Raw genomic sequence first — 19,871 nt, 5'->3', positions numbered from 1 at the left:
GTTCAGTAGCGAATGCGCGGGTTGAGGGCTGCATACGACAGGTCGACCGCGAGATTGACGAGCGTGAAGATCGCCGTGTAGACGAGCACCGCCGTCTGGATCACGGTGTAGTCTCTCTGTAAGATCGCGTCGACGGCGACGCGCGCCATGCCGGGGATGTTGAAGATGACTTCGACGACGAACGCGCCGGTGATCGCGTAGCCGAACGCCATCCCGATCGTCGTGACGATCGGCAGCGCCGCGTTGCGCATCACGTGGCGGGCGAGGATCGCGCCCCCGCGGAGCCCTTTGCTGCGCGCCGTCCGGATATAGTCCTCGGTCAGGACCTGGCGCACGCTCGCCCGGCTGATCCGTGTGATGTACGCGATCGGCGCGGCCGCCAGGACGGCCACCGGCAGCGCGTAATCGGCGGGGTGTCCCCACCCCGCGACCGGCAACAGGCGCCACCGGACGGCGAAGAGCAGCACGAGGACGGCTGCGACGACGAAGCTCGGCACGGAGAGGCCGGTGATGACCCACAACTGGATCAGCCGGTCGGCGATCGACCGGCGCAGCACGGCCGCGCTGACTCCGAGACAGGTCCCGGCGAGCGCGGCCGCGGCGACGGCCAGGGCGGCGAGACGAAGGCTGATCGGCAGCGTCTGCCGCACGATGTCGGCGACCTGCCGGTCCGGATTGATGTACGAAACGCCGAAGTCGAAGCGTGCGGCCCGGCCCACGTAGGCCGCGAACTGCCCGGCGAGCGGCTGATCGAGTCCTAGCTCGTGGCGGAGATGCGCGGCCGCCGCGGGCGTGTAGTGGTCCGCGAGCAGCACCTGCACGGGATCGCCGGGCGCGTAGTGTCCCGCGAGAAAGATGAGGAGGGCCGTCCCCAGGAGCAGCGGCACCATGAGCGCGATACGGTAGGCAAGATACCGAAGCACCCGGGGACGGCCGCGGCCTCCTCTACTTCTGGATGCTGACGGTGTTGAACTTCAAATAGCCGGACAGGGCCGCGGTCGTCTGCAGGCCTTGGACGTACGGCTTCTTGAGCAGCGCGAACTGCGTGAAGACCATCGGGATCATCGCGCCGTCCTCGACCGCCATGGCCTCCGCGCGGTGGTAGAGCTGCGTCCGCGCGGCCTCCGTCGCCGCCGCGTTGGCCTGGTCGACGAGGCGGTCGAACTCCGGGCTCGCGTAGCTCACCCGATCGAGCGGCGACTTGCTGTAGAGCAGCAGGTCGAGGTAGTCGCTGTAATCAAGATAGTCGGCCGCCCAGCCCGTCATGAACGATGCGAAGGCGGTGCGCCGGTTCATCCCCTGCTGGAAGGCCGCGAACTCCTGCCGCTGCAGCCGCACGTCGACGCCGAAGGTATCCTTCAGCATCGCCGCGACCGCCTCGGCGGCCATCTGGTAGTCGCCGGCGATCGGGTTGATCGCCATCACCAGCGGCGGCAGCTTGCCGGTCATCCCCGCCTCATCGAGCAGCTTCTTGGCCTGGGCCGGATTGTACGGCAGGCCCTTGTAGCCGCTGTAGAAACCCGGGATTCCGGGCGGCACGATCGACGCGGCGGGCTGGTAGAAGCCGAAGAAGACGGTCCGGGCGATCTTCGCCTTGTCGATCGCCATCGCGAACGCCCGCCGCACGCGCGCGTCCTTGAACGGCTCGTAGACGCGCGGGTTGGGCCCGAGCCAGATGATCTGGGCCCGCGGGAACACCAGCAGTTCCTTGCCCATCGCGGGGTCGGACTTGATCCGCTGGAAGTCGGCGAGCGGCACCGGCACGAGGTCGAGCTGGCCCGCCTGGTACTCCGACAGCCGCGTCTGCGCCTGGGTGACGACGGGCATCTCGACGCCCGAAATCTTGGGCGCGCCCGCGAAGTAGCGTGGGAAGCTCGCCATCGAGACGTGGTCGTTGTGCACCCACTCCCGCATCGTGAAGGGGCCCGATCCGGCGTCGCGCGTCGCGAACCACGATTTGCCGCCGCGCTCGACGACGTCGCGGTCGAGCACGACGGCCGCGTAGTAGGCGAGACGGTTGAGGAAACCGCCGCGCGTGTTCGGAGTGAGGGTGATCTGGAGCGTCAGCGGATCGATCACCTTGACGCCCGCCAGCCCGCCGCCGGCCTTCTGCTGCGCGTCATAGCCGGCGACGCCGCCCACGACGACGTCGCCGACCTCCGTCGCGACGGCCGGATCGCCCATCCGCTCGAGCGACCACTTCCAGTCCGCGGCCGTGACTTTGCGGCCGCTGTGGAAATAGACGTTGTCGCGCAGGTGGAACGTGTAGATGAGCCCGTTTGGCGAAACGTCCCAGCTCCGGGCCGCCGCCGGCACGAGCCGTCCCGCCCCGTTGAACCCGACGAGCGTGTCGTACATGAGGAGTGTGAGGTCGCCGGACGAGAAATCGGTGGCGAAGTACGGATCGATCGTCGGCGGCTCGCCGCCGAGCGGCGTGCGGAACACGCCGGCGGCCTGCCCCGCCGCGGGCGGCGGTCCCCAGCCGCCGGCCAGCGCACCGAGCAGCGCCGCGGAAACCACCAGAGCGGTGAACCCTCGAGACACGGACATCCCTCCCCTGTGCGGTTTATGACGGCCGGCGCCGGCGGACCGCGGCCGCGGACTCGCCGGCAACCATGCCACTGTGACCGGCGAGTTCCTGCTCGCCGTGCGCGACGGTCTTGAGGTACGCGACCACGTCGGCGCTTGTGACCACGTCGGCATACTTCATGTGCAGGTCGAACAGCGTGACCTTGTGCGAGGTCGTCCCACGGTCGCAGACGGCGTCCTCCGGCACGATCACACGGAAGCTGTAGTTGAACGCGTCCAGCGCCGTGTCGCGCACGCAACCGCTCGTCACGGTGCCGGTGACGATCACGGTGTCGACGTTGTGGAAGATGAGGTAGCTCACGAGGTCGGTGCCGAAAAACGCGCTCGGCGCGGCTTTGACGATCACGGGCTCCGCCGGCAGCGGCGCGAGCTCGGGAACGATCTCGTAGGCCGCCGGATCGGCCATCACCGGCCGCGCGTTGACCGCGGTCGTCTTCCAGCGCCCGCGCTCCGCGGGGATCGTCCGGCGCTTCGCCTTGGAGAAGAAGACCGGACATTCCGCCTCGCGCGCCGCCGCGAGGAGGGTCTGAATCACACGAACCGTCGCCGGCGCCGACGGGCTGCTGTACGGGTACGCCGGATCGACGAAGGCGCGGTACATGTCCACCACGAGAAGCGCCGGCCGGCGGCCGTACCCCACCGACCCGCCCCACCCGCCGCGCGCGTACAGCGCCTGCTCTTCCTTCGGGACCACATCATCCCAGATCGCCATGGAGCACCTCCACCGGCGCCGTCGGTCTCACGTCGTCGCGGCCCACCGCTCGAGCAGCGGATGTTGAACGCCCGACGAACGGGCGAGCGACGCGATCTCCGCCCACATCCGCGGCGCGACCATCAAGCCGCGCCGGGCGTTCCGGCGCTTGCGCTCCGCGCTGCCCTCTCCCGGCAGATGGATGGCGTCGACGCCCGGGCGCGCGGGGCCGGAGGTGATCGCGTCCGCCAGGCCGGCGAGGCTGCGCTCGTAGGTCTCCCCGGGCAAGAACGACTCGACGCGGATCGCGCCCACGAGGTTGACCGACGTCGCGGGCGGCCACATCCCGCCGAGCACGCCGCAGAGGATTTCGATCGCCACCGCGAGCGCGTAGCCTTTGTGCCCGCCGAGGGGGGCCAGCGTGCCGTGCGGCGGCAGCGCCTGGTGCGGATCCCGCGTCGGGGCACCGGCCGCATCGAACGCCCAGCCGTCCGGCAGCAGCTCGCCCACCTTCTGCGCGAGCAGCACGCTGCCGCGGGCGCCCTGGGTCGTCGAGACGTCGACGACGACCGGCGGCCCGCCGCGGCGCGGGAACCCGATCGCCAGCGGGTTGGTCCCGAAGATCGGCCTCGTGCCGCCCCACGGCGCGACCCACGACGACGCGGGGTTGCCGGAACACGTGATGAGCCCGATCATGCCCGAGGCCGTCGCGGTCTCGACGTAGGCGCCGAGGCGGCCGATGTGATTGGTGTTGCGCACGATCGCGAGGCACACACCGGTGCGCGCCGCCCGCTCGATGCATCGGGCCATCGCGTTCATCGCCGCGACGTGGCCCCACCCGTTGTGCGCATCGAGGACCAGCACGGCCTCTCCGTCCCGCTCGACCGTCACCGACGTGGGCGAAACGATTTCGCCGCGGCGGGCCCAGTCCACGTACGGCGGGATTCGTACGAGGCCTTGAGACCGGTTCTCGCGCTCCTCCGCGTCCACGACGTGCGCGGCGACAAGCGTGGCCTCGTCGTCCGCGAGCCCGCAGGCGCCGAGCAGCGCCCGCAGCAGCGCCACGAGGTCGTCCGCGGCGATGGGGCCTACCACCACCGGATCGGACACCGGTTCAGACGTTCGACGCCGGACGCCGTGACGGTCCAGACGTCCTCCCAGCACGCCGTGCCGAACCCCGCGCGCACCAGCATCGGCTCGAACGCGAAGACCATGTGCTGCTCGAGGCGCGCGGGATTGCCGGGCGCGAACGCGGGCAGGTCCTGAACCGCGGCGCCGACACCGTGGCCGCGGAAGTAGAGGTAGTCGCCGTAGCCCGCCGCGTCCGCCCGGGCGACGGCGATCTCGGCGAGATCGCCGATGACCGCGCCGGGCCGCGCGGCGCCCATGACCTCCTCGACGATCGCGATCTGGGTCTCCATGAACCGGCGCTGCTCGGCCGTGGGTTCGCCGCACACGCGCTGGCGCGATGCGTCGCTGTGGTAACCCATGTAGCGCGCACCGACGTCGATGTAGACGATGTCGCCCTCGCGCACCCGGTAGCCGGTGGGCGCCATGTGCTTGAAGCCCGACCGCGCCCCCGCGCAGACCGAGATCGCAAACGCCGGGTGCTCGGCCCCGCCGCTGAACATCGCGCGGTTCGCCTCGCCGGCCAGTTCGAACTCGCGCACCCCGTCCCGCACGGCCTCCATCGCCGCGGCAAGCGCGGCGTCGGCGAGCGCGCAGGCGCGGCGGATCACTTCGATCTCCGGCCCGCTCTTGATGGCGCGCATCTCCTTCAGCACGGGGCCCGCGTCGACGACGCGCGCCTTCGGGAACGTCTCCGCGAGAAATCGCGTCAGCCGCTCGGCGGACTCGCCGGCGACGCCGATCGTGCCGTCCGCGCACCCGCGTTCGGTGATGAAGTCCTCGACGTGATCGAAGACCGTCGCGGGGCTCGCCGCGCCGGTCACCGTCCGCGGCGCCGCGGCGCAGCGCACGTCCTCGATCCAGCAGTCCTGAATCCCGGAGTGCATCGGTTCGCCGTGCATCACGGCGTTGGTCGTGAATCCCGGCGCGCCGTCGCGCGGGACGACCAGCATGCTGTCGCCGCCGTAGAAATCCTCGAAGTTCGTGAGGTAGCGGACGTTGGTCCCGTCGGCGCGGTTGCCGAGCACGACGAGGCAGTCGAGGTCCTGCCGGACCATGCGCTCGGCGAGCCGGCCGAGCCGCCCGCGGTACTCGTCGACCGGAAACGGCAGATTCATCCACGGCGCCCGGTCCGCGGCCGTGTAGGGGACGCGGCCCCATCCGTACGGCATCGCGGGGCGATTCTTAGCGCTCATCGCCGCCTTCGCGCGCCCCCGCGGCGCCGCCGTCCTCTCCGTCGCTTCCGCCGGGCGGCGTGGCCACGCCTTTGAGCCCCGTGCCGGTCAACGCCACCACCGTCGACTCGCCGGCGGCGATCGCACCGTCCGCGAGCAGGCGCTCCACCGCCGCGGCCGACACCGCCGCGGTCGGTTCCACGAACAGACCCCGCCCCGCGAGTCCGAACCAGCCCGCGTAGATCTCCGCCTCGCTCACCGTGACGATGTCGCCTCCGCTCTCCCGCACGGCGGCGAGGATCTGGCGGTCGCGGGGCGGATGCTGGATGCGAATCCCCTCGGCCATGCTGTCGCGGAGCGGAAACTCGACACCCTCGGTGCTCTCCGCCCCGGCACGGAACGCGTAATGGAGCGGGGCGCAGTTGGCGCCCTGGACGCCGAAAAGCCGCGGCAGACGATCGACGAGGCCGGCCGCGCGCAGCGCGCGAAAGCCGAGCGCCGCCCCGAGCAGCAGGGTCCCCGCGCCGACCGGCACGACGACGTTGTCCGGACGGCGGGCGCCGAGTTGCTCCCAGATCTCAAACGCGAACGTCTGCGTGCCCGCGAGGAAATACGGCGACCAGAGATGGCTCGCATAGTACGCGCCGTCGACCGCCGCCTCGGCCGCGCGCGACACATCGGCGCGCGTGCCTTCGATCAAGACGAGCCGGGCCCCGTGGCTGCGAATCTGGCGCGTCTTCGCCCCCGAGGTGTTGGCCGGGATGTACAGATCGCACGTGATGCCCGCCGCGGAGAAGTAGGCCGCCATCGAGGCGCCGGCGTTGCCGGACGAATCCTCCACGGCGCGCGGCACGCCGAGCGCCGCCAGGCAGCTGACCAGCACGGTCGACCCGCGGTCTTTGAAAGATCCGGTAGGAGACAGGAACTCGAGCTTGTACTTGAGCCCCGTTCCGCGGCGGGCCTCGATGAGCGGCGTGCCGCCCTCGCCGAGGGTGATGACGGCATCGTCGGGGATGGCCGGGAGCGATTCGCGATAACGCCACACGCCCGGTGCGCGGCTACCGAACGCCCCGGGCCGCACCGTCCGCGTCTCCGCGAGGTCGAGCGGGCCGCCGCACCCGCATCGCCACACGTCCCGCGACGCGCCGTACGTCCGTCCGCAGCGGCTGCAGCGAAGCGTGGCGAGTTCGGCGGCGGCGGAAACTTTTGGCTGAAGTTTGGCCATCGCGGCCGCGTCACGCTCCTTGCATGCAGCAGTAGCCCGCCCAGCCGTTACCAATGTGCGAAGAAATTCGCAGTATGACTACAACACCGGGGAGGCCGATTCCCCTTCCGACTCCGGGCGATTCACGGGGGGGCCGCGACGGCGTCTAGCGTCGCCGCGAGCGGATCATCGGTCTGCGCAATTTCCGATACAACGTGGACAGGCTGATGCCGAGCGCGCGGGCGGCGCGGCGCTTCCCGGCCCCGCTCGTTCCGTGACGGGCAAGCGCGTCGTCGATCAGCTGCCGCTCCGCTTCTTCAAGCGTCGGCGGCGATGAGCGGACCGCGGGGACGCCCTGACCCGGGACCCGAAGGACGATCAGGCTGCCCGCCGCGCCGTTTCCACCGCGCAGCGGCCCGCGCGTCTCGAGCAATCGGAACCGCCGGCCGTGACGCTCGAAGGCGACCTCCCGAGTCTGCGGCGCCGCGGGCGCGCCGCGATGGTCGGCGGCCGGCGGATACGCGTGCGCCAGGCTCTGGCCCGTGAGATCCATTTCCGTCCGCAGCATCTCGAGCGCGGCGCGATTGCAGTACAGCACCACGCCGGCCGCGTTCACGGCCAGCACGCCGTCCGAGAGCGACTCCAACACGGCGGCCGGGAGGCCGCCTCCCTGGGCCGGCTCACGGCCCGCCGAGCGCCATCCAGCCGCGCCGCGCAGGGGCTCCGCCACGGCGGCGATCAAATCGGTCACCCTGCGGCGCTGCGCGCGCAGCGCCGTGCCCTGCTCCGCCAGCGCCGATTGAAGGGCGATCGCGCCGACGGCGTCGCCCGCGACGATGATCGGAAACACGGCCACCGCGCCGGTCGCGAGGTCGGCGTCGTTGGCCCACGCGGGCAGGCGCGTGCGCATCGCGGTGGCGTACAACGAAGGCCGCGGCGCCCGATCCCGGCGCCACGCGGTCACCCGCGCCGCCGCCAGCCGTACGAGATCGCGGTCGACGATTTCCACGCCCGTGTGCAGCGCGGCGGCCAGCACATCGGCCACCTGCTGTGCCGAGACGCGCGCGTCGACAGGCGCCGCCTGCGTTCGTACGCCGCCGGGGTGTGCGGGTGTCACGGGGTCCGGCGCCACTCCACGAGACGGTAGTGCTCCCGGGTCCACCGCGTCAACTGCCCCCCCTGTCGCATCCGGACCGCCGCGAACGCGGGATCGGCCTCCTGAAACGCTCGTGCGCGCTCGCGATCGGGCAGGTCCGGATACGTGCACTCCCAGATCACGTCGGCGGCGTCGGCCGGATCGATGCCGGGCTCATCCGTCACCGGCACCCAGATCTGCCCCGCGGGCACGCCGAGCTCGGCCAGGCGCCTGGACGCCTCGATCCGCGTCTCGAGCACGCGTTCCCGCAGCCCGGGCCGGGCCGTGTAGCGTTGATGAACCAGGATCATTCGCCGCCTCCGTCTCTGGGATCGCTCCGGGGTTCCGATTCCGGGCGCGGGAGTCCTGCCGCCCGGCGCTGCGGCGCCGGCCGGGCAGGGAGTCCCGCCGGGTTCGGCCAATTGGCAGAGGCCTGGGAGGTGCGTTCCCCGATGCCCCGTGTTCCCTACGATTTGGAGTCGCGGCGTCCGTATCTGGTGCAGGCGTTCAGCGACGCCGAGTACGACCGGCGCGTTACGGCGCTCCGGACCGCGATGGCGCGCGAGGGCCTCGATGCTCTGTGCGTGTACGCGAACGCGGCCTCTCCATCGGCGATCGCCTACCTCACCAACTACGTCCCCGCGTTTGGCAGCGCGTTCTGCATCGCGCGGCCGGACGGCACGATGACGGTCGTGACGGACGCGGTGCTGCACGGAGAGCCGATGCACTCGATGATCTGGATGTGCCGGGTGACGGACGTGCGTGTGGCCCTCGGCCCCGTCTACGGCGGGGCGGCCGACGAGATCGCGGGACTCGCCGCCGACGCCGCCGGCTCCGCGCGCCGCGTGGGCCTCGCGGGCGGCGCGTCGCTTCCCTACGGATTGTACGCCGCGCTCGCGCGGCGCCTGCCGGAGCTCGTGCCGGCCGACCAGATCCTCGCGCGCATCCGGCTCGAAAAGAGCGACGAGGAGATCGCGGCGATGCGGCGCGCCGGCGAGATCTCCGACGAGGCGATGAGAGCCGTCTTCGCCACCCTCGAGGCCGGCGTCGAGGAGACGGTCGTCGCCGCGGCGGGCGTCCAGCGGATGCACGCGCTCGGGGGCCGCGAGGCCTTCGCCACGTGCGTGGTCGGCGGCGAGCAGGCGGGACTGAAGCACGGGACGCCGCGGCGGCGCGCGCTGCGGGACGGCGAGAGCGTGTTCATCGACCTCGGCGCCGCCTATCACGGCTACGCAGCCGACACGAGCCGCTGTACCGCCGTGGGCCGCGCCGCCGGGCGAGTCCGCGACCTGCTGTCGGTCGGCGCCGATTTGTACCACGCCGGCCTCAGCGCGATCCGGCCCGGCTGCACCGTCGAGGACGTCTCGAACGCGCTGCTGGCCGTCGTTCGGGGCACCCGCTTCGAGCCGTACTACTGCGCCGGGGGATTCGGGCACGGCATCGGCATGTCGGTGATCGAAGTGCCCGGCCTTTACGCCGGCAACGCCACGGCACTGCGGCCCCGGATGACGGTGGCCTATGAACCGATGGTCGTCGTGGAAGGTTTGGGAACCGGCGTGGTGGAGGACACGCTCTTGGTGACCGAGACCGGGTACGAACGGCTGACCAACTATCCGGTCATTACGTGGTCGTAGCGCAGGGCGTCTACCTCGAGCGGCTCGCCTGGCCGGAAGCGGCCGAACTGTTCCGGCGGGATCCGCTCGTCGTGCTTCCGGTTGGCGCGGCCGCCAAGGAACACGGCCCGCACCTGCCGCTCGGAACCGACCGCGTTCTCGCCGACTATCTCGCGGCGCGCGTGGCGGAACGCGTCCCGTGCGTCGTCGCTCCGGCGGTCACCTACGGGTACTATCCGTCGTTTGCGCATTTTCCCGGCAGCACCCACCTCGAGGCCGCCACGTTCGGCGCGGCGGTGCGCGAGATCGTGTTGTCGCTGCACCGGCACGGGCCGCGGCGGTTCCTCATCCTCAACACCGGGATCTCGACGTTCCCGGTCCTGGAGGTCGTCGCCCGCGACCTGCGGCGGGGCCGCTGCGTCCTGGTGGGCGTCACGCGGATCGAAGACCTCGGCGGACGCGCACTCGACGGCCTCCTCCGGCAGCCGGCGGGCAGCCACGCCGACGAGTACGAAACATCGCTGATGCTGACGATCGCCCCCGACGCGGTGCGGCGCGACCGGACCGTACGCGAAATTCCGGACCGGCCGAAGGTGCGGGGATTGTTCGTGCCGGCGCCGCTTCCCGGGCCGGCTCAACCCCCGCGGACGGACGACGAAGCGCCGCGCCGGGGCACAGGCGTCTTCGGCGACGCGACCCTTGCGACGCGCGAGAAGGGCGACCGCATCCTGGCCGCGGTCGTCCCGAATCTCATCGCCGCCGCGGAGTATCTGACAGCCGCCCCGGTGGACTAGGCCGGTCAGGCGCGCTCACGCCGTCGCCGTTTGCCAGGCCCGAATGAAGGCGACCAGCGCCTCGACGTAGGCGTCGAACAGTTCCCGGCCCCGCTGCACCGTCCCGTCGCCGGGATCGCCGTAGGTAATGCAGCCGTTCGACGAGATCTCGTCCACGGGCGGCAGCTTGAGCGTGACGTACCGCAAGAGCGCCGGGTCGGCCCGCACCTGCGTGAGGAGCCGTTCACGCCAGGCGTCGAGCGTCATGCGGGGGCGCTGGATCTTCTCCGTCCGCACGAGCTCCGGCTGCTGGTACAGCATGCTCGACGTCTCGCCGATGCCCGCGTGAATGTCCAGCTTGTCGATGTTCGCCGTGAGGTAGATCTTGCGCAGCTCGGCGATGCCGAACACCATCGCCGAGGCGGGGGTCTCGCGCGTGATGCGGTAGGCGAGATACGTCAGCGTCGCCTCGTTGCCGCCGTGGCCGTTCGACAGCACGATGCGCCGGAACCCGTGCGACGCGAGCGAGCCGGCGGCCTCCAGCACCACGCGGCTGAAAGTCTCCTCGGTCAGCGTGATCGTGCCGGGGAATTTCATGTGGTGGCTGGAGAGCGCGGGAAACAGAGTCGGCGCGCACAGGACCTTCGCCCGGCGGGCGGCCTCGCGCGAGACCGCGATCACACCGAGCGTGTCGGTGCCGATGGGGAGTGCCGGCCCGTGCTGCTCGATCGCCCCGAAGGGCAGGATCACCGTATCGGTCGTCTTGAGCAGCTCGCCGACTTCCGGCCACGTCAGGTGCGGCAGGTAGTACGGGTCGCGGGCCTCGTTGCGGTCGCACATCGGTTGCCTGCCTCCTCGGGCGTCGATTAGCGCCGGGCGACGTAGCGCGGATCGAGCACGCGCGACAGAAACTCGCCGACGACGTTGAACGCGATGACGGTGACCGAGAGCGCCGCGGCGGGGAAGACGAGCAGCAGCGGGTGCCCGTCGAGGTACTGGAAGCTCTCGTAGATCATCTGGCCCCAGCTCGGGTGCGGCGGCTGGACGCCGATGCCGATGAAGCTGAGCGTCGCCTCCGCGAGGACGAGCGTGCTCACGTCGAGCGTCGCCCGCACGATCAGAAGGTGCACGACGTTCGGGACGAGGTGCCGGGCGAGGATCCGCGGCGTGGTCGCCCCGAGCGCCCTCGCGCCGTCCACGTAGTCGCGCTCGCGGATCGCGACGACCTCGCTCCGAATCGTACGGGCCGTCCCCGGCCAGGCGGTCAGCACCAGGGCGATCACGATGTTGGTCAGGCTCGGACCGAAGATCCCCGTGACCAGGATGGCGAGCAGGATCGTCGGGAAGCCGATGAGGAGGTCGACGATCCGCATCAACACGTTGTCCACCGCCCCGCCGTAGTAGCCGGCGACGGTGCCCCACGTCATCCCGAGCAGCGACTCGCAGGCGACGGCCGCGAACCCCACCGACAGCGAGACGCGCGCGCCGTAGACGATGCGCGTGAACGAATCCCGGCCGAACTGGTCGGTGCCGAACCAGTGCGCCGCGCCGGGCAGGTGGAAGAGCGCGTCGAGGTCCTGCGCGTCGTAGGCGTAGCGGGTCAGGAACGGGCCCACCACCGCCAGCAGGACGACCGCGAGGAGGAAGGCCGCGCACGCCCCCGCGAGGCGGTCGCCGGCCAGCGCGTGCAGCAGCATGGGCCACCGGCCGCGCGGCGGCCCCGAGGACGGGCGCGGACGGCGGGCGGGAACGCCGGTCAACGGCTCAGTAACGGACACGGGGGTTCAGGTAGGCGTACGACACGTCCACCGCCAGATTGACGAACGAGAACAGCGCCGTGTAGACAAGCACGGTGGCCTGCAGCACCGTGTAGTCCCGCTGGAAGATGGCGTTCACGGCGACACGGGCGATGCCCGGCACGTTGAACACGACCTCGACGACGAACGCGCCGACGATCGCGGTGCCGAACGCCAACCCCATCGTCGTGACCACCGGCAGCGCCGCGTTCCGCAGCACGTGGCGGAACAAGACGCGCCGCGTGCGCAGCCCTTTGCTGCGGGCGGTGCGCACGTAGTCCTCGAGCAGCACCTGGCCGACGCTCGAGCGGGCGATGCGGGTGATGAAGGCGAGCGGGGCGACCGCGAGCACGGCAACCGGCAGCACGTAGTCGACCGGTTGGCCCCAGCCGGCGACCGGCAGCAGCCGGAAGTGCAGCGCGAAGAGGTAGACCAGCGCCGCGGCGGTCACGAAGCTCGGCACCGAGAGCCCGAGCACCGTCCCGAATTGGATCAGCCGGTCGAGCGGCCGGCCCTGGACGGCCGCCGCGACGACGCCGAGCAGCGTCCCGGCGACGGCGGCGACCGCCACCGCCAGCGCGGCCAGCCGCAGGCTGATCGGAAGCGCCGTCGATAGAAGGTCGCCGACCCGCAGGCCCGGGTTCACGTACGACGTGCCGAACCGGAACGTCGCCAGCTGTCCGAGATAGTCCACGAACTGCGCGGCAAGCGGCCGGTCGAGGCCCATCTGGTGCCGCAGCACGGCCGCGGTGGCCGGCGTGTACCGGTCGCCGAGCAGCGTCTGAACCGGATCGCCCGGCGCGAGATGGCCGGCGACGAAGATCAGCAGCGCCGCGCCGGCAAACAGCGGCACCGCCATCACGACGCGGTAGACGACGTAGCGCGCCACGACGCCCGGGCCGGCGGCTAACCGCGGACGACGCGACGATCCGGGCCGCGACTTCGCCGCGCCGCCCGGATCGTCACGCTACTTCTCGATCGAAACCGTGTCAAACGGCAGCCAGCCGTTCACGGCCGGCGACGTCCGCAGCCCCTTCACGTACGGCTTCTTCAGGTAGGCGAACTGCGTGAACATGAACGGCACGGCGCCCACGTCCTCGATCATCAGCGCCTCGGCCTTGTGATACAGGTCGGTCCGCGCCGCTTCATTCGGTGCGGCGTTCGCCGCGTCCACCAGCTTGTCGAAATCCGGGTTGTCGTAGTTCAGCCGGTTGAGCGGCGAGGAACTGTAGAGCAGAATGTCGAGGTAGTCGCTGTAGTCGAGGTAGTCCGCCGACCACCCGCTCAAGAAGGCCTGGTACACGGTGCGCTTGTTCAGGTTGGTGATGAACGTCGCGAACTCCGTGCGCTCGAGCGAGGCGTCCACGCCGAGGTTCTGCTTCAGCATGGCCACCGCCGGCTCTCCTTCCATTTGCGCGACCGGTCCGAACGGGTTCATCGCGATGCGGACCGGCGGCAGCTTGCCGGTCATGCCGGCCTCGTCGAGGAGCTTGCGCGCCCCGGCCGGATCGTAGGGCAGGCCCTTATACCCGGCGTAGAAGCCGGGAATGCCCGGCGGCACGAAACCGGCCGCCGGCTGGAAGAACCCGAAGAACACCGTCCGCGCGATCCGCGCCTTGTCGATCGCCATGGCGAACGCCCGCCGCACCCGGCGGTCCTTGAACGGCGCGTAGACCCGCGGGTTGAGCCCCAGGTAGAGGATCTGCGCGCGGGGATAAACGAGCAGCTCGGGCTTCAGCTTGGGATCCGAACTGATCCGCTGGTAGTCGCCGAGCGGGACCGGCACAAAGTCGAGCTGGCCCGCGAGGTATTCGGACAACTGTGTGCGCGACTCCGTCACGATCGGGATGCTCACCGCGGCCACCTTCGGCGCGCCGGCGAAATACTTGGGGTTCGCCGCGAGCGTGAAGTGGTCGTTGTGCGCCCACTCTTTCAAGGTGAAGGGGCCCGTGCCCGCGTCCTGGGTCGCGTACCAACCCTGCCCGCGCCCGACGACGTCCTTGTCGACGACCACCGCGGCGTAGTACGCCAACCGGTTGAGGAAGCCGCCGCGCCGCGCCGGGTTCAGGACGAACTGCAGGGTGTTGGCGCTGACCGCCGTGATGCCGGCAATGCCGGGGGCGCCGTTTTGAAACGCGTCATAGCCCTGGATGCCCGAGACGACCACCGACCCGACCGGAGACTTGAGCGCCGGGCTGCCCATCCGCTCGAACGACCACTTCCAGTCGGCGGCCGTCGCCTTGCGGCCGCTGTGGAAATAGAGGTTGTCGCGCAGGTGGAACGTGTAGACGAGGCCGTTCGGCGAGATGTCCCAACTGCGCGCCGCCTGCGGCAGCAGCTTGCCGGCGGCGTCGAGGCCGACGAGCGTGTTGTACATCAGAAAGACGACCGGCGCCGACGCGGAGTCCACCGCGTAATACGGGTCCAGCGTCGGCGCTTCGCCGCTGAGCGGTGTGCGAAACACCCCCGGCGCCTGCGCCCGCGCCGCCGGCCACGGGCCCGCGGCCGCCACGACGAGCAGCACCATCACTCCAGCGGCCATCATACGACGGATCACGCCGATCCCCCCCTTAGATAGCGGTCCAGAAACGGCAGCACGACCGGCGCCCAGATCTGCGGCGCGTGCACCCAGATCTGATGCGCCTCCATCGGATTCGCGCCAAACGGCGGAAAGACGCGGCGCTCGCACACCCGGTCCGCCGCCCCGAGGCGCGCGGCCAGCGCCTCGGACGGCGCGACGTCGAAGTCGTTCTCCGCCTGCAGGAGCAGGACGGGACAGCGGATCGTATCCGCGTGCGCGAGGAGAAACGGCCGCAGCCCCGGCACGGGGCCCCAACTCATCGCCGCCGCGGCGAACGACACGCACGCCCGCACCCGGCCGTCCCGCGCCGCCGCGAGCAGCGAGTTGATCCCGCCGTACGACGACCCCATGACGGCGACGCGAGCCGCGTCGGCCTCCGGCATCGCGCGCACGAATTGGAGCGCGGCCAGCACGTCGTCGTTCTCGGCGAGCAGTCGGGCGCAGACCTGCTCGTCGTGGCCCGGCGCGCCGACCGGCGCCGGCACCTCCTCGATCCGCGACGGCCCGGGCGAGCCCGCGTATCCCCGGCGGAATGGGACGACGACCAGGTAGCCCGCATCCGTGAGCACGCGGGCGACGCCCGGCTTGCTGTCCTGCTCGAGTCCGCTGCCGTGGTTCAGCACGACGGCGGGCAACGATCCGCGGCCGCGGTCCGGATCGACGGCCGGGACATAGCGGTAGGCGATGAGATCCCGGCCGCCGCTCGGGAACACGAGCCGCTCCCCGGGATGAGCGGCGCCGCGCGCCGTTGCTACCACACGCGCAGCGGGCAGCCCGAGAGGGCCTCCGCGCCGGTCGGCGTGATGAGCACCGTCTCCTCGACGCACGCGGTCCCGGCGTTCATCCGGATCAGCATCGGTTCGAGCGCGAACGTGTTGCCGGGTTGCAAGATATCCGTCGTCGACGGCCGCAGCGACGGCCGCTCGAAGAGCGAACAGCCGAGCCCGTGCCCGAACCCCTTCGGCATATACTCCGCTTCGTAGCCGGCGCGCACCGCGATGGCGCGGGCGGCCGCGATCATGTCCTGAACCGGAACGCCGGGCCGGGCCGTCGCCAGCGCCGCCTCGAACATTTCGAGGGCGGTGTCGAGGTAGCGGCGCTGCTCGGCGCTTGGGCGGCCGACGACCGTCGAGCGCGATACGTCCGCGGAGTAGCCGTGGTAGGTGGCGGCCATGTCGAGAAACACCATGTCCCCCGGCTCCATCACGCGGTCCGTGGGCGCGCAGTGCTTGAGGCCGGCGCGCGGCCCGGTGGCCACGGCGCTCTCGAAGGCCAGCGCATCCGCGCCCTCCGCGAACGCGACGGCGTGCGCGCGCGACGCGACGTCGAACTCGCGCGCGCCGGGCGCCAGCGTCCGCAGCGCCTCTTCGTGCATCTTTCCGGAGATCCGGGCGGCGCGCCGCATCACCTCGATCTCGAGCGGAGACTTGACCGCGCGCACCTCCATCAGCAGGTCGTCCGCGGGAATCCACGTCGCCCGGGGCAGGCGCTCCTGCAGCGCCACCATGACGGTGTGGGGGAAAATCGCCGACCCGGCAAACCCGATGCGATCGGCGGCGGCGCGGGCCTCGTGAATCCGATCCGCGGCCTGCCCCGCGACGCTGGTCTCGGGACTGCGGCTGAAGCCGAGCCGCTCGGCGCCTCGCACGTCGTCGAGCCACGTCGTCCAGATCGACGTATGCATCGGCTCGCCGTGCATCAGCCAGTTGGTCGTCATCATGGGCGCGCCGTCGGCCGGCACCACGACGATCGTGTCGCCGGCGTTGGTCTCGAAATTGACGAGATAGCGCGCGTTGCCCCGATCGGCGCCGTTGGAATAGGCGACGAGCGCCGCGAGGCCTTCCGTCTTGAGGCGCGCCTGCACGGCGGCGATCCGGCGCTCGTACTCGCCCTGCGGAAACGGCATCCACCGCCACGGACGGCGGGCCTCGGGATCATACGGCACCTTCGCTTCGTACACCGGCACTCTGCCACCCCGCCCATCCTACGCGATGGCGGGTCTCCGCGGATGGGCCGCTCCATCTTCCGATCGCGCGGCGGCGAGTCCTCCTGCGGAAGGACTTCGCGCGCCGCGGACCGGAAACACCGCGCGGTGACCGCGGGCCTCGAGTTCGGTCTTCAGTTCCACCTCGCCTCGACGGTGGAGCGCTACACGACACCCGATCTCGTGTCGCTCGGCGAGCTGGCGGAGCGTCTGGGATTTGCCCAGGTCTGGGTGACGGACAATCTCGGCGCGCGGAATCCGTTCGTGGTTCTCGCGGCGCTCGCGCCCCGCCTCGGCATCAAGCTCGGCGCCGCGGTCGCCGTCCCGTACTTCCGTAACCCCGTGGATCTGGCGGACACGGTCGCCACATTGAGCGAACTCGTCGCCGGCCGCGAGCTCGGTCTCGGTCTGGCCCGCGGCAGCCTCACGAAGACGCCGAGGTACGTCCGCCCGTCCGCTCCGGTCGCTATTCTTGAAGAGACGTCCGCCCTGTTGCGGCGGCTGCTGGCCGGCGAGGGGGTGCGGTTCTCCGAGTATCCCGCCCTGACGTCCTATTTCAACCTGTCACCGGACGGCGAGGGGCGCCTCGGCATGCGTCCGGCAGGGCCGGTCGTGTTGTACGGCGGCGGGAACGGGCCGCGGGCGCTCGCCGTGGCGGGGCGGATGATGGACGGCGTGATCTACGGCGGGTCGTTCGTCGCCGCCGCGCGCGCGGGCATGCTCGCCGCCGCGCTGGAGATTGCCGACCGCGCCACCGGCCACGCGCCCCGCGGCGCGCGCCTCCGGAAGGTCGCGGAGGTCAACGTCGCGCTTGCCGCGGACGGAGCGGCCGCCAGGCGGTACGCCCGGCCGTTCGCGGCCACGGTCGTCAATCATCTCCACGCGACCGGATGGGGCCCGGACCAGTTCGGCCGGCTGGGGGTGCGGGCTGATGAGGTCGCCCGGCTGGTCGCGGCCCGCCGCGCCGGAGCGGCGGATGATACGCTCGCGGCGTTGGTGACCGACGCGATGGTCGACGCGACGCTCATCGCCGGTGATCCCGGGACGTGCGGCCCGCGGCTCGCATCCGTCTGCGCGGAGGCGAAGAGGTACGGGTTCGACCAAATAATGTGGTCCAAGTTGGGCCCGGACTATCGAGAGGCGGTGCCCCTGCTCGCGGAGGCCCTGCGGTGACGCCCTCGCGGAGGAAAGCATCCGCGCCGAGGGAAACTTCCTACCGCCGATGACCCTCGACGACGTCCAGACTCCCGCGCTGATCTTGAACGTGGATGCATTGGAGCGCAATCTCGTGCGCATGGCCTCGGAGTGCGCGGCCGCCGGGATCGCGCTCCGGCCACACACGAAAACGCACAAGAGCCCGTGGGTCTCCGCCAAACAGATCCGGCTCGGCGCGGTGGGGGTGTGCACCGCGAAGCTCGGCGAGGCCGAGGTGATGATCAAAGCGGGCATCCCGGACGTGCATCTGACCACGGAGTTGACCCCGTTCAACATGGACCGCGCACTGGATATCGCGGCGCTCGCCCGCCTCAGCGTGGTCGCGGACTCGCGCGAGATGGTCGACCTGATGTCGACGAAGACGCGCGCACACGGCCTCACCCTGACGGTGCTGGCGGACGTCAATGTCGGACAGAACCGGACCGGCGTCGAGCCGGGCGAGCCGGTGCTCCATGTCGCGCGCCGGATTCTCGACGCACCGGGGCTGCGCTTCGGCGGGTTGCAGGGCTACGAAGGACACTGCCAGCACATTCGCAACCCGGCGGACCGCCGGCTGCGCGCGTTCGAGGCGTACGCGCGGCTCGCGGACACCAAGGCCCTGCTGCTCCACCACGAGATCCCTGTGCCGGTGATCACCACCGCCGGCACGGGCACCTACGCGGCCGCCATCGCGCACGGCACGGCCACCGAGGTGCAGCCGGGTTCGTATGTCGTGATGGACAGCGACTACGGCGCGGTGGAGGGCGTGGGGTTCGAGCATGCGCTGTTCATTCTGACGACCGTGGTGAGCAGCCAGCGTCCGGACGTCGAGGTCGTCGACGCGGGGAACAAGACCGTCAGCACCGACGCGGGGGCCCCGGCGGTTCGAGACTTTCCGAACGCGACGTATAAGGCGCACGGCGACGAGCACGGCAGGATCGCGGGCCTGCCCTCGCGGCACAGGCCGGGCGACCGCCTCTGGCTGATCCCGAGCCACTGCGATACGACGATCAACCTGTACGACCGGTACGTCCTCGTGCGCGATGACGGACGCTGCCTCGGCGAACTGCCGATCGAGGGCCGGGGGCGGAGCGCCTGACGGTTCAAGGGGGGACTCGAGTGTCTCGACTCAAGGCATATGTGTGGTTTCTCACCGTGCTGCTGGCCGCCGCGATAGCGGCGCAGCCGTTCGGGCTCGCGGCGGCGCAGCAGGCGGGTGTGCTGCGCACCCCGCTCGACGGCCAGCCCTCGAGCCTCGATCCGTACTTCGCGATCGACGTGCCCGGCGGATCCTTGGTCACGATGATGTACACGACGCTCGTAACATTCAACGCCGCCGGCAAGCTCGTTCCGTCCGCCGCGCGCAGCTGGGATGTCTCCCCAAACGGTCTCGTCTACACGTTCCATCTCGCGCCGATGCGATTTCACAGCGGCCGCGCAGTCACCGCGGACGACTGGAAGTGGTCGTTCGACCGGATGAGCGATCCGGCGCTCCGGGCACCGGTCGCGGACTTCGCGCTGTCCAGCATTCAAGGGTATCCGGAACGACGGGCCGGCGCACCGACGATCGCCGGGATGCGCGTGCTCGATCCGATGACGCTGCAGTTCGTCGTCAACCCGGCCCGCCGCGGCGGGTTTCTCAACCGCCTCGCCTACTACGCCGCGGTCGTGCTCGACCGGGACGTCGTGCAAAACGGCGGCGCCGGATGGTTCGCCCAGAAGGACGCCGGGACCGGACCGTTCATGATGCGCGAGTGGGTGACGAACGACCACATCACCCTCGCCGCAAACCCCGCCTACTTCCGCGGCGCGCCGAAGATCAGCCGGATGGAGATGCCGATCGTCACGGATTCGACGACCCAGTTCCGGGAGTACCAGACCGGACAACTCGACCTCATTCAGGTGCCGCTCGCGCAGTTTCCCCGGATCAAGTCGGATCCCGCGCTGAGCAAGGAGTTGCTGGTCTTCCCGAAGGTGCAGATCGTCTACCTCGGCCTCAACGAGCGCG

General features: G+C 70.8%; 19 protein-coding genes. 5 read left to right on the top strand and 14 right to left on the bottom strand.

Annotated elements, in window-relative coordinates; all coding sequences use genetic code 11:
• Positions 1-2 precede the first annotated feature (2 nt).
• The 8 genes from VFL28_15315 to VFL28_15280 all read right to left on the bottom strand — a co-directional run bounded on the left by VFL28_15315 (position 3) and on the right by VFL28_15280 (position 8,233).
• Entirely contained in the window at positions 3-923 is a 921-nt protein-coding gene (locus VFL28_15315; GenBank protein HET7266034.1) for an ABC transporter permease, read from the bottom strand.
• 22 nt (positions 924-945) lie between these two features.
• On the bottom strand, positions 946-2,544 hold the full coding sequence (locus VFL28_15310) for a peptide ABC transporter substrate-binding protein (protein HET7266033.1): 1,599 nt from the start codon (positions 2,542-2,544) through the stop codon (positions 946-948).
• 22 nt (positions 2,545-2,566) lie between these two features.
• Entirely contained in the window at positions 2,567-3,301 is a 735-nt protein-coding gene (locus VFL28_15305; GenBank protein HET7266032.1) for an isochorismatase family protein, read from the bottom strand.
• Between the two features lie 27 nt (positions 3,302-3,328).
• Positions 3,329-4,390, bottom strand: a complete 1,062-nt coding sequence (locus VFL28_15300) for an Ldh family oxidoreductase (protein ID HET7266031.1) — start codon at positions 4,388-4,390, stop codon at positions 3,329-3,331.
• The gene (locus VFL28_15295; protein ID HET7266030.1) at positions 4,369-5,604 is read right to left on the bottom strand and encodes a Xaa-Pro peptidase family protein; all 1,236 of its coding nucleotides are present in this window, start codon (positions 5,602-5,604) and stop codon (positions 4,369-4,371) included. The genes VFL28_15300 and VFL28_15295 overlap by 22 nt, the downstream gene beginning before the upstream one ends.
• The gene (locus tag VFL28_15290; GenBank protein HET7266029.1) at positions 5,594-6,808 is read right to left on the bottom strand and encodes a threonine synthase; all 1,215 of its coding nucleotides are present in this window, start codon (positions 6,806-6,808) and stop codon (positions 5,594-5,596) included. Before VFL28_15290 ends, VFL28_15295 begins: the two co-directional genes overlap by 11 nt.
• A 145-nt stretch (positions 6,809-6,953) precedes the next feature.
• Positions 6,954-7,904 (bottom strand): PAS domain-containing protein, encoded by a 951-nt coding sequence (locus tag VFL28_15285; protein ID HET7266028.1) that lies wholly within the window; start codon positions 7,902-7,904, stop codon positions 6,954-6,956.
• Complete coding sequence (locus tag VFL28_15280; GenBank protein ID HET7266027.1) at positions 7,901-8,233, bottom strand: hypothetical protein; 333 nt, start codon at positions 8,231-8,233, stop codon at positions 7,901-7,903. The genes VFL28_15285 and VFL28_15280 overlap by 4 nt, the downstream gene beginning before the upstream one ends.
• Positions 8,234-8,374: 141 nt before the next feature.
• Between VFL28_15280 and VFL28_15275 the strand changes: the two genes are divergently transcribed.
• On the top strand, positions 8,375-9,556 hold the full coding sequence (locus tag VFL28_15275) for a Xaa-Pro peptidase family protein (protein ID HET7266026.1): 1,182 nt from the start codon (positions 8,375-8,377) through the stop codon (positions 9,554-9,556).
• Positions 9,547-10,329: a creatininase family protein gene (locus VFL28_15270; GenBank protein ID HET7266025.1), complete on the top strand. Its 783-nt coding sequence runs from the start codon at positions 9,547-9,549 to the stop codon at positions 10,327-10,329. Before VFL28_15275 ends, VFL28_15270 begins: the two co-directional genes overlap by 10 nt.
• Before the next feature lie 15 nt (positions 10,330-10,344).
• Here VFL28_15270 and VFL28_15265 read toward each other — a convergent pair whose 3' ends face one another.
• The 6 genes from VFL28_15265 to VFL28_15240 all read right to left on the bottom strand — a co-directional run bounded on the left by VFL28_15265 (position 10,345) and on the right by VFL28_15240 (position 16,651).
• Complete coding sequence (locus VFL28_15265) at positions 10,345-11,148, bottom strand: creatininase family protein (protein ID HET7266024.1); 804 nt, start codon at positions 11,146-11,148, stop codon at positions 10,345-10,347.
• A 26-nt stretch (positions 11,149-11,174) separates the two neighbouring features.
• Positions 11,175-12,005: an ABC transporter permease gene (locus VFL28_15260; GenBank protein ID HET7266023.1), complete on the bottom strand. Its 831-nt coding sequence runs from the start codon at positions 12,003-12,005 to the stop codon at positions 11,175-11,177.
• A gap of 67 nt (positions 12,006-12,072) precedes the next feature.
• A complete protein-coding gene (locus tag VFL28_15255) occupies positions 12,073-12,993 on the bottom strand; it encodes an ABC transporter permease (GenBank protein ID HET7266022.1) in 921 nt (306 codons plus the stop codon).
• Positions 12,994-13,071: 78 nt separating this feature from the next.
• The gene (locus tag VFL28_15250) at positions 13,072-14,661 is read right to left on the bottom strand and encodes an ABC transporter substrate-binding protein (GenBank protein HET7266021.1); all 1,590 of its coding nucleotides are present in this window, start codon (positions 14,659-14,661) and stop codon (positions 13,072-13,074) included.
• Positions 14,658-15,398, bottom strand: coding sequence for an alpha/beta fold hydrolase (locus tag VFL28_15245; GenBank protein HET7266020.1), 741 nt, complete (start codon positions 15,396-15,398; stop codon positions 14,658-14,660). Before VFL28_15245 ends, VFL28_15250 begins: the two co-directional genes overlap by 4 nt.
• A gap of 38 nt (positions 15,399-15,436) precedes the next feature.
• Complete coding sequence (locus VFL28_15240) at positions 15,437-16,651, bottom strand: Xaa-Pro peptidase family protein (GenBank protein HET7266019.1); 1,215 nt, start codon at positions 16,649-16,651, stop codon at positions 15,437-15,439.
• 126 nt (positions 16,652-16,777) lie between these two features.
• Between VFL28_15240 and VFL28_15235 the strand changes: the two genes are divergently transcribed.
• From VFL28_15235 to VFL28_15225, 3 genes are all read left to right on the top strand, one after another.
• Positions 16,778-17,842, top strand: a complete 1,065-nt coding sequence (locus VFL28_15235; GenBank protein HET7266018.1) for an LLM class flavin-dependent oxidoreductase — start codon at positions 16,778-16,780, stop codon at positions 17,840-17,842.
• Positions 17,843-17,891: 49 nt separating this feature from the next.
• Positions 17,892-18,962 carry a DSD1 family PLP-dependent enzyme gene (locus VFL28_15230; protein HET7266017.1) on the top strand — a complete coding sequence of 357 codons (1,071 nt, stop codon included), beginning with the start codon at positions 17,892-17,894 and terminating at the stop codon, positions 18,960-18,962.
• A 20-nt stretch (positions 18,963-18,982) separates the two neighbouring features.
• The coding region (locus VFL28_15225) for an ABC transporter substrate-binding protein (protein HET7266016.1) at positions 18,983-19,871 on the top strand (889 nt) is incomplete at its 3' end.

This window comes from bacterium (genome assembly GCA_035691305.1).
GTDB lineage: Bacteria > Sysuimicrobiota > Sysuimicrobiia > Sysuimicrobiales > Segetimicrobiaceae > DASSJF01.
This window is presented reverse-complemented; position numbering and strand designations above follow the sequence as displayed.

Bases quoted from the DNA above. Each gene is read 5' to 3' on its own strand.
- VFL28_15275 (HET7266026.1), top strand. From the start codon at position 8,375: ATGCCCCGTGTTCCCTACGATTTGGAGTCGCGGCGTCCGTATCTGGTG.
- VFL28_15260 (HET7266023.1), bottom strand. From the start codon at position 12,005: ATGCTGCTGCACGCGCTGGCCGGCGACCGCCTCGCGGGGGCGTGCGCG.
- VFL28_15265 (HET7266024.1), bottom strand. From the start codon at position 11,148: ATGTGCGACCGCAACGAGGCCCGCGACCCGTACTACCTGCCGCACCTG.
- VFL28_15230 (HET7266017.1), top strand. From the start codon at position 17,892: ATGACCCTCGACGACGTCCAGACTCCCGCGCTGATCTTGAACGTGGAT.
- VFL28_15305 (HET7266032.1), bottom strand. From the start codon at position 3,301: ATGGCGATCTGGGATGATGTGGTCCCGAAGGAAGAGCAGGCGCTGTAC.
- VFL28_15295 (HET7266030.1), bottom strand. From the start codon at position 5,604: ATGAGCGCTAAGAATCGCCCCGCGATGCCGTACGGATGGGGCCGCGTC.
- VFL28_15290 (HET7266029.1), bottom strand. From the start codon at position 6,808: ATGGCCAAACTTCAGCCAAAAGTTTCCGCCGCCGCCGAACTCGCCACG.
- VFL28_15280 (HET7266027.1), bottom strand. From the start codon at position 8,233: ATGATCCTGGTTCATCAACGCTACACGGCCCGGCCCGGGCTGCGGGAA.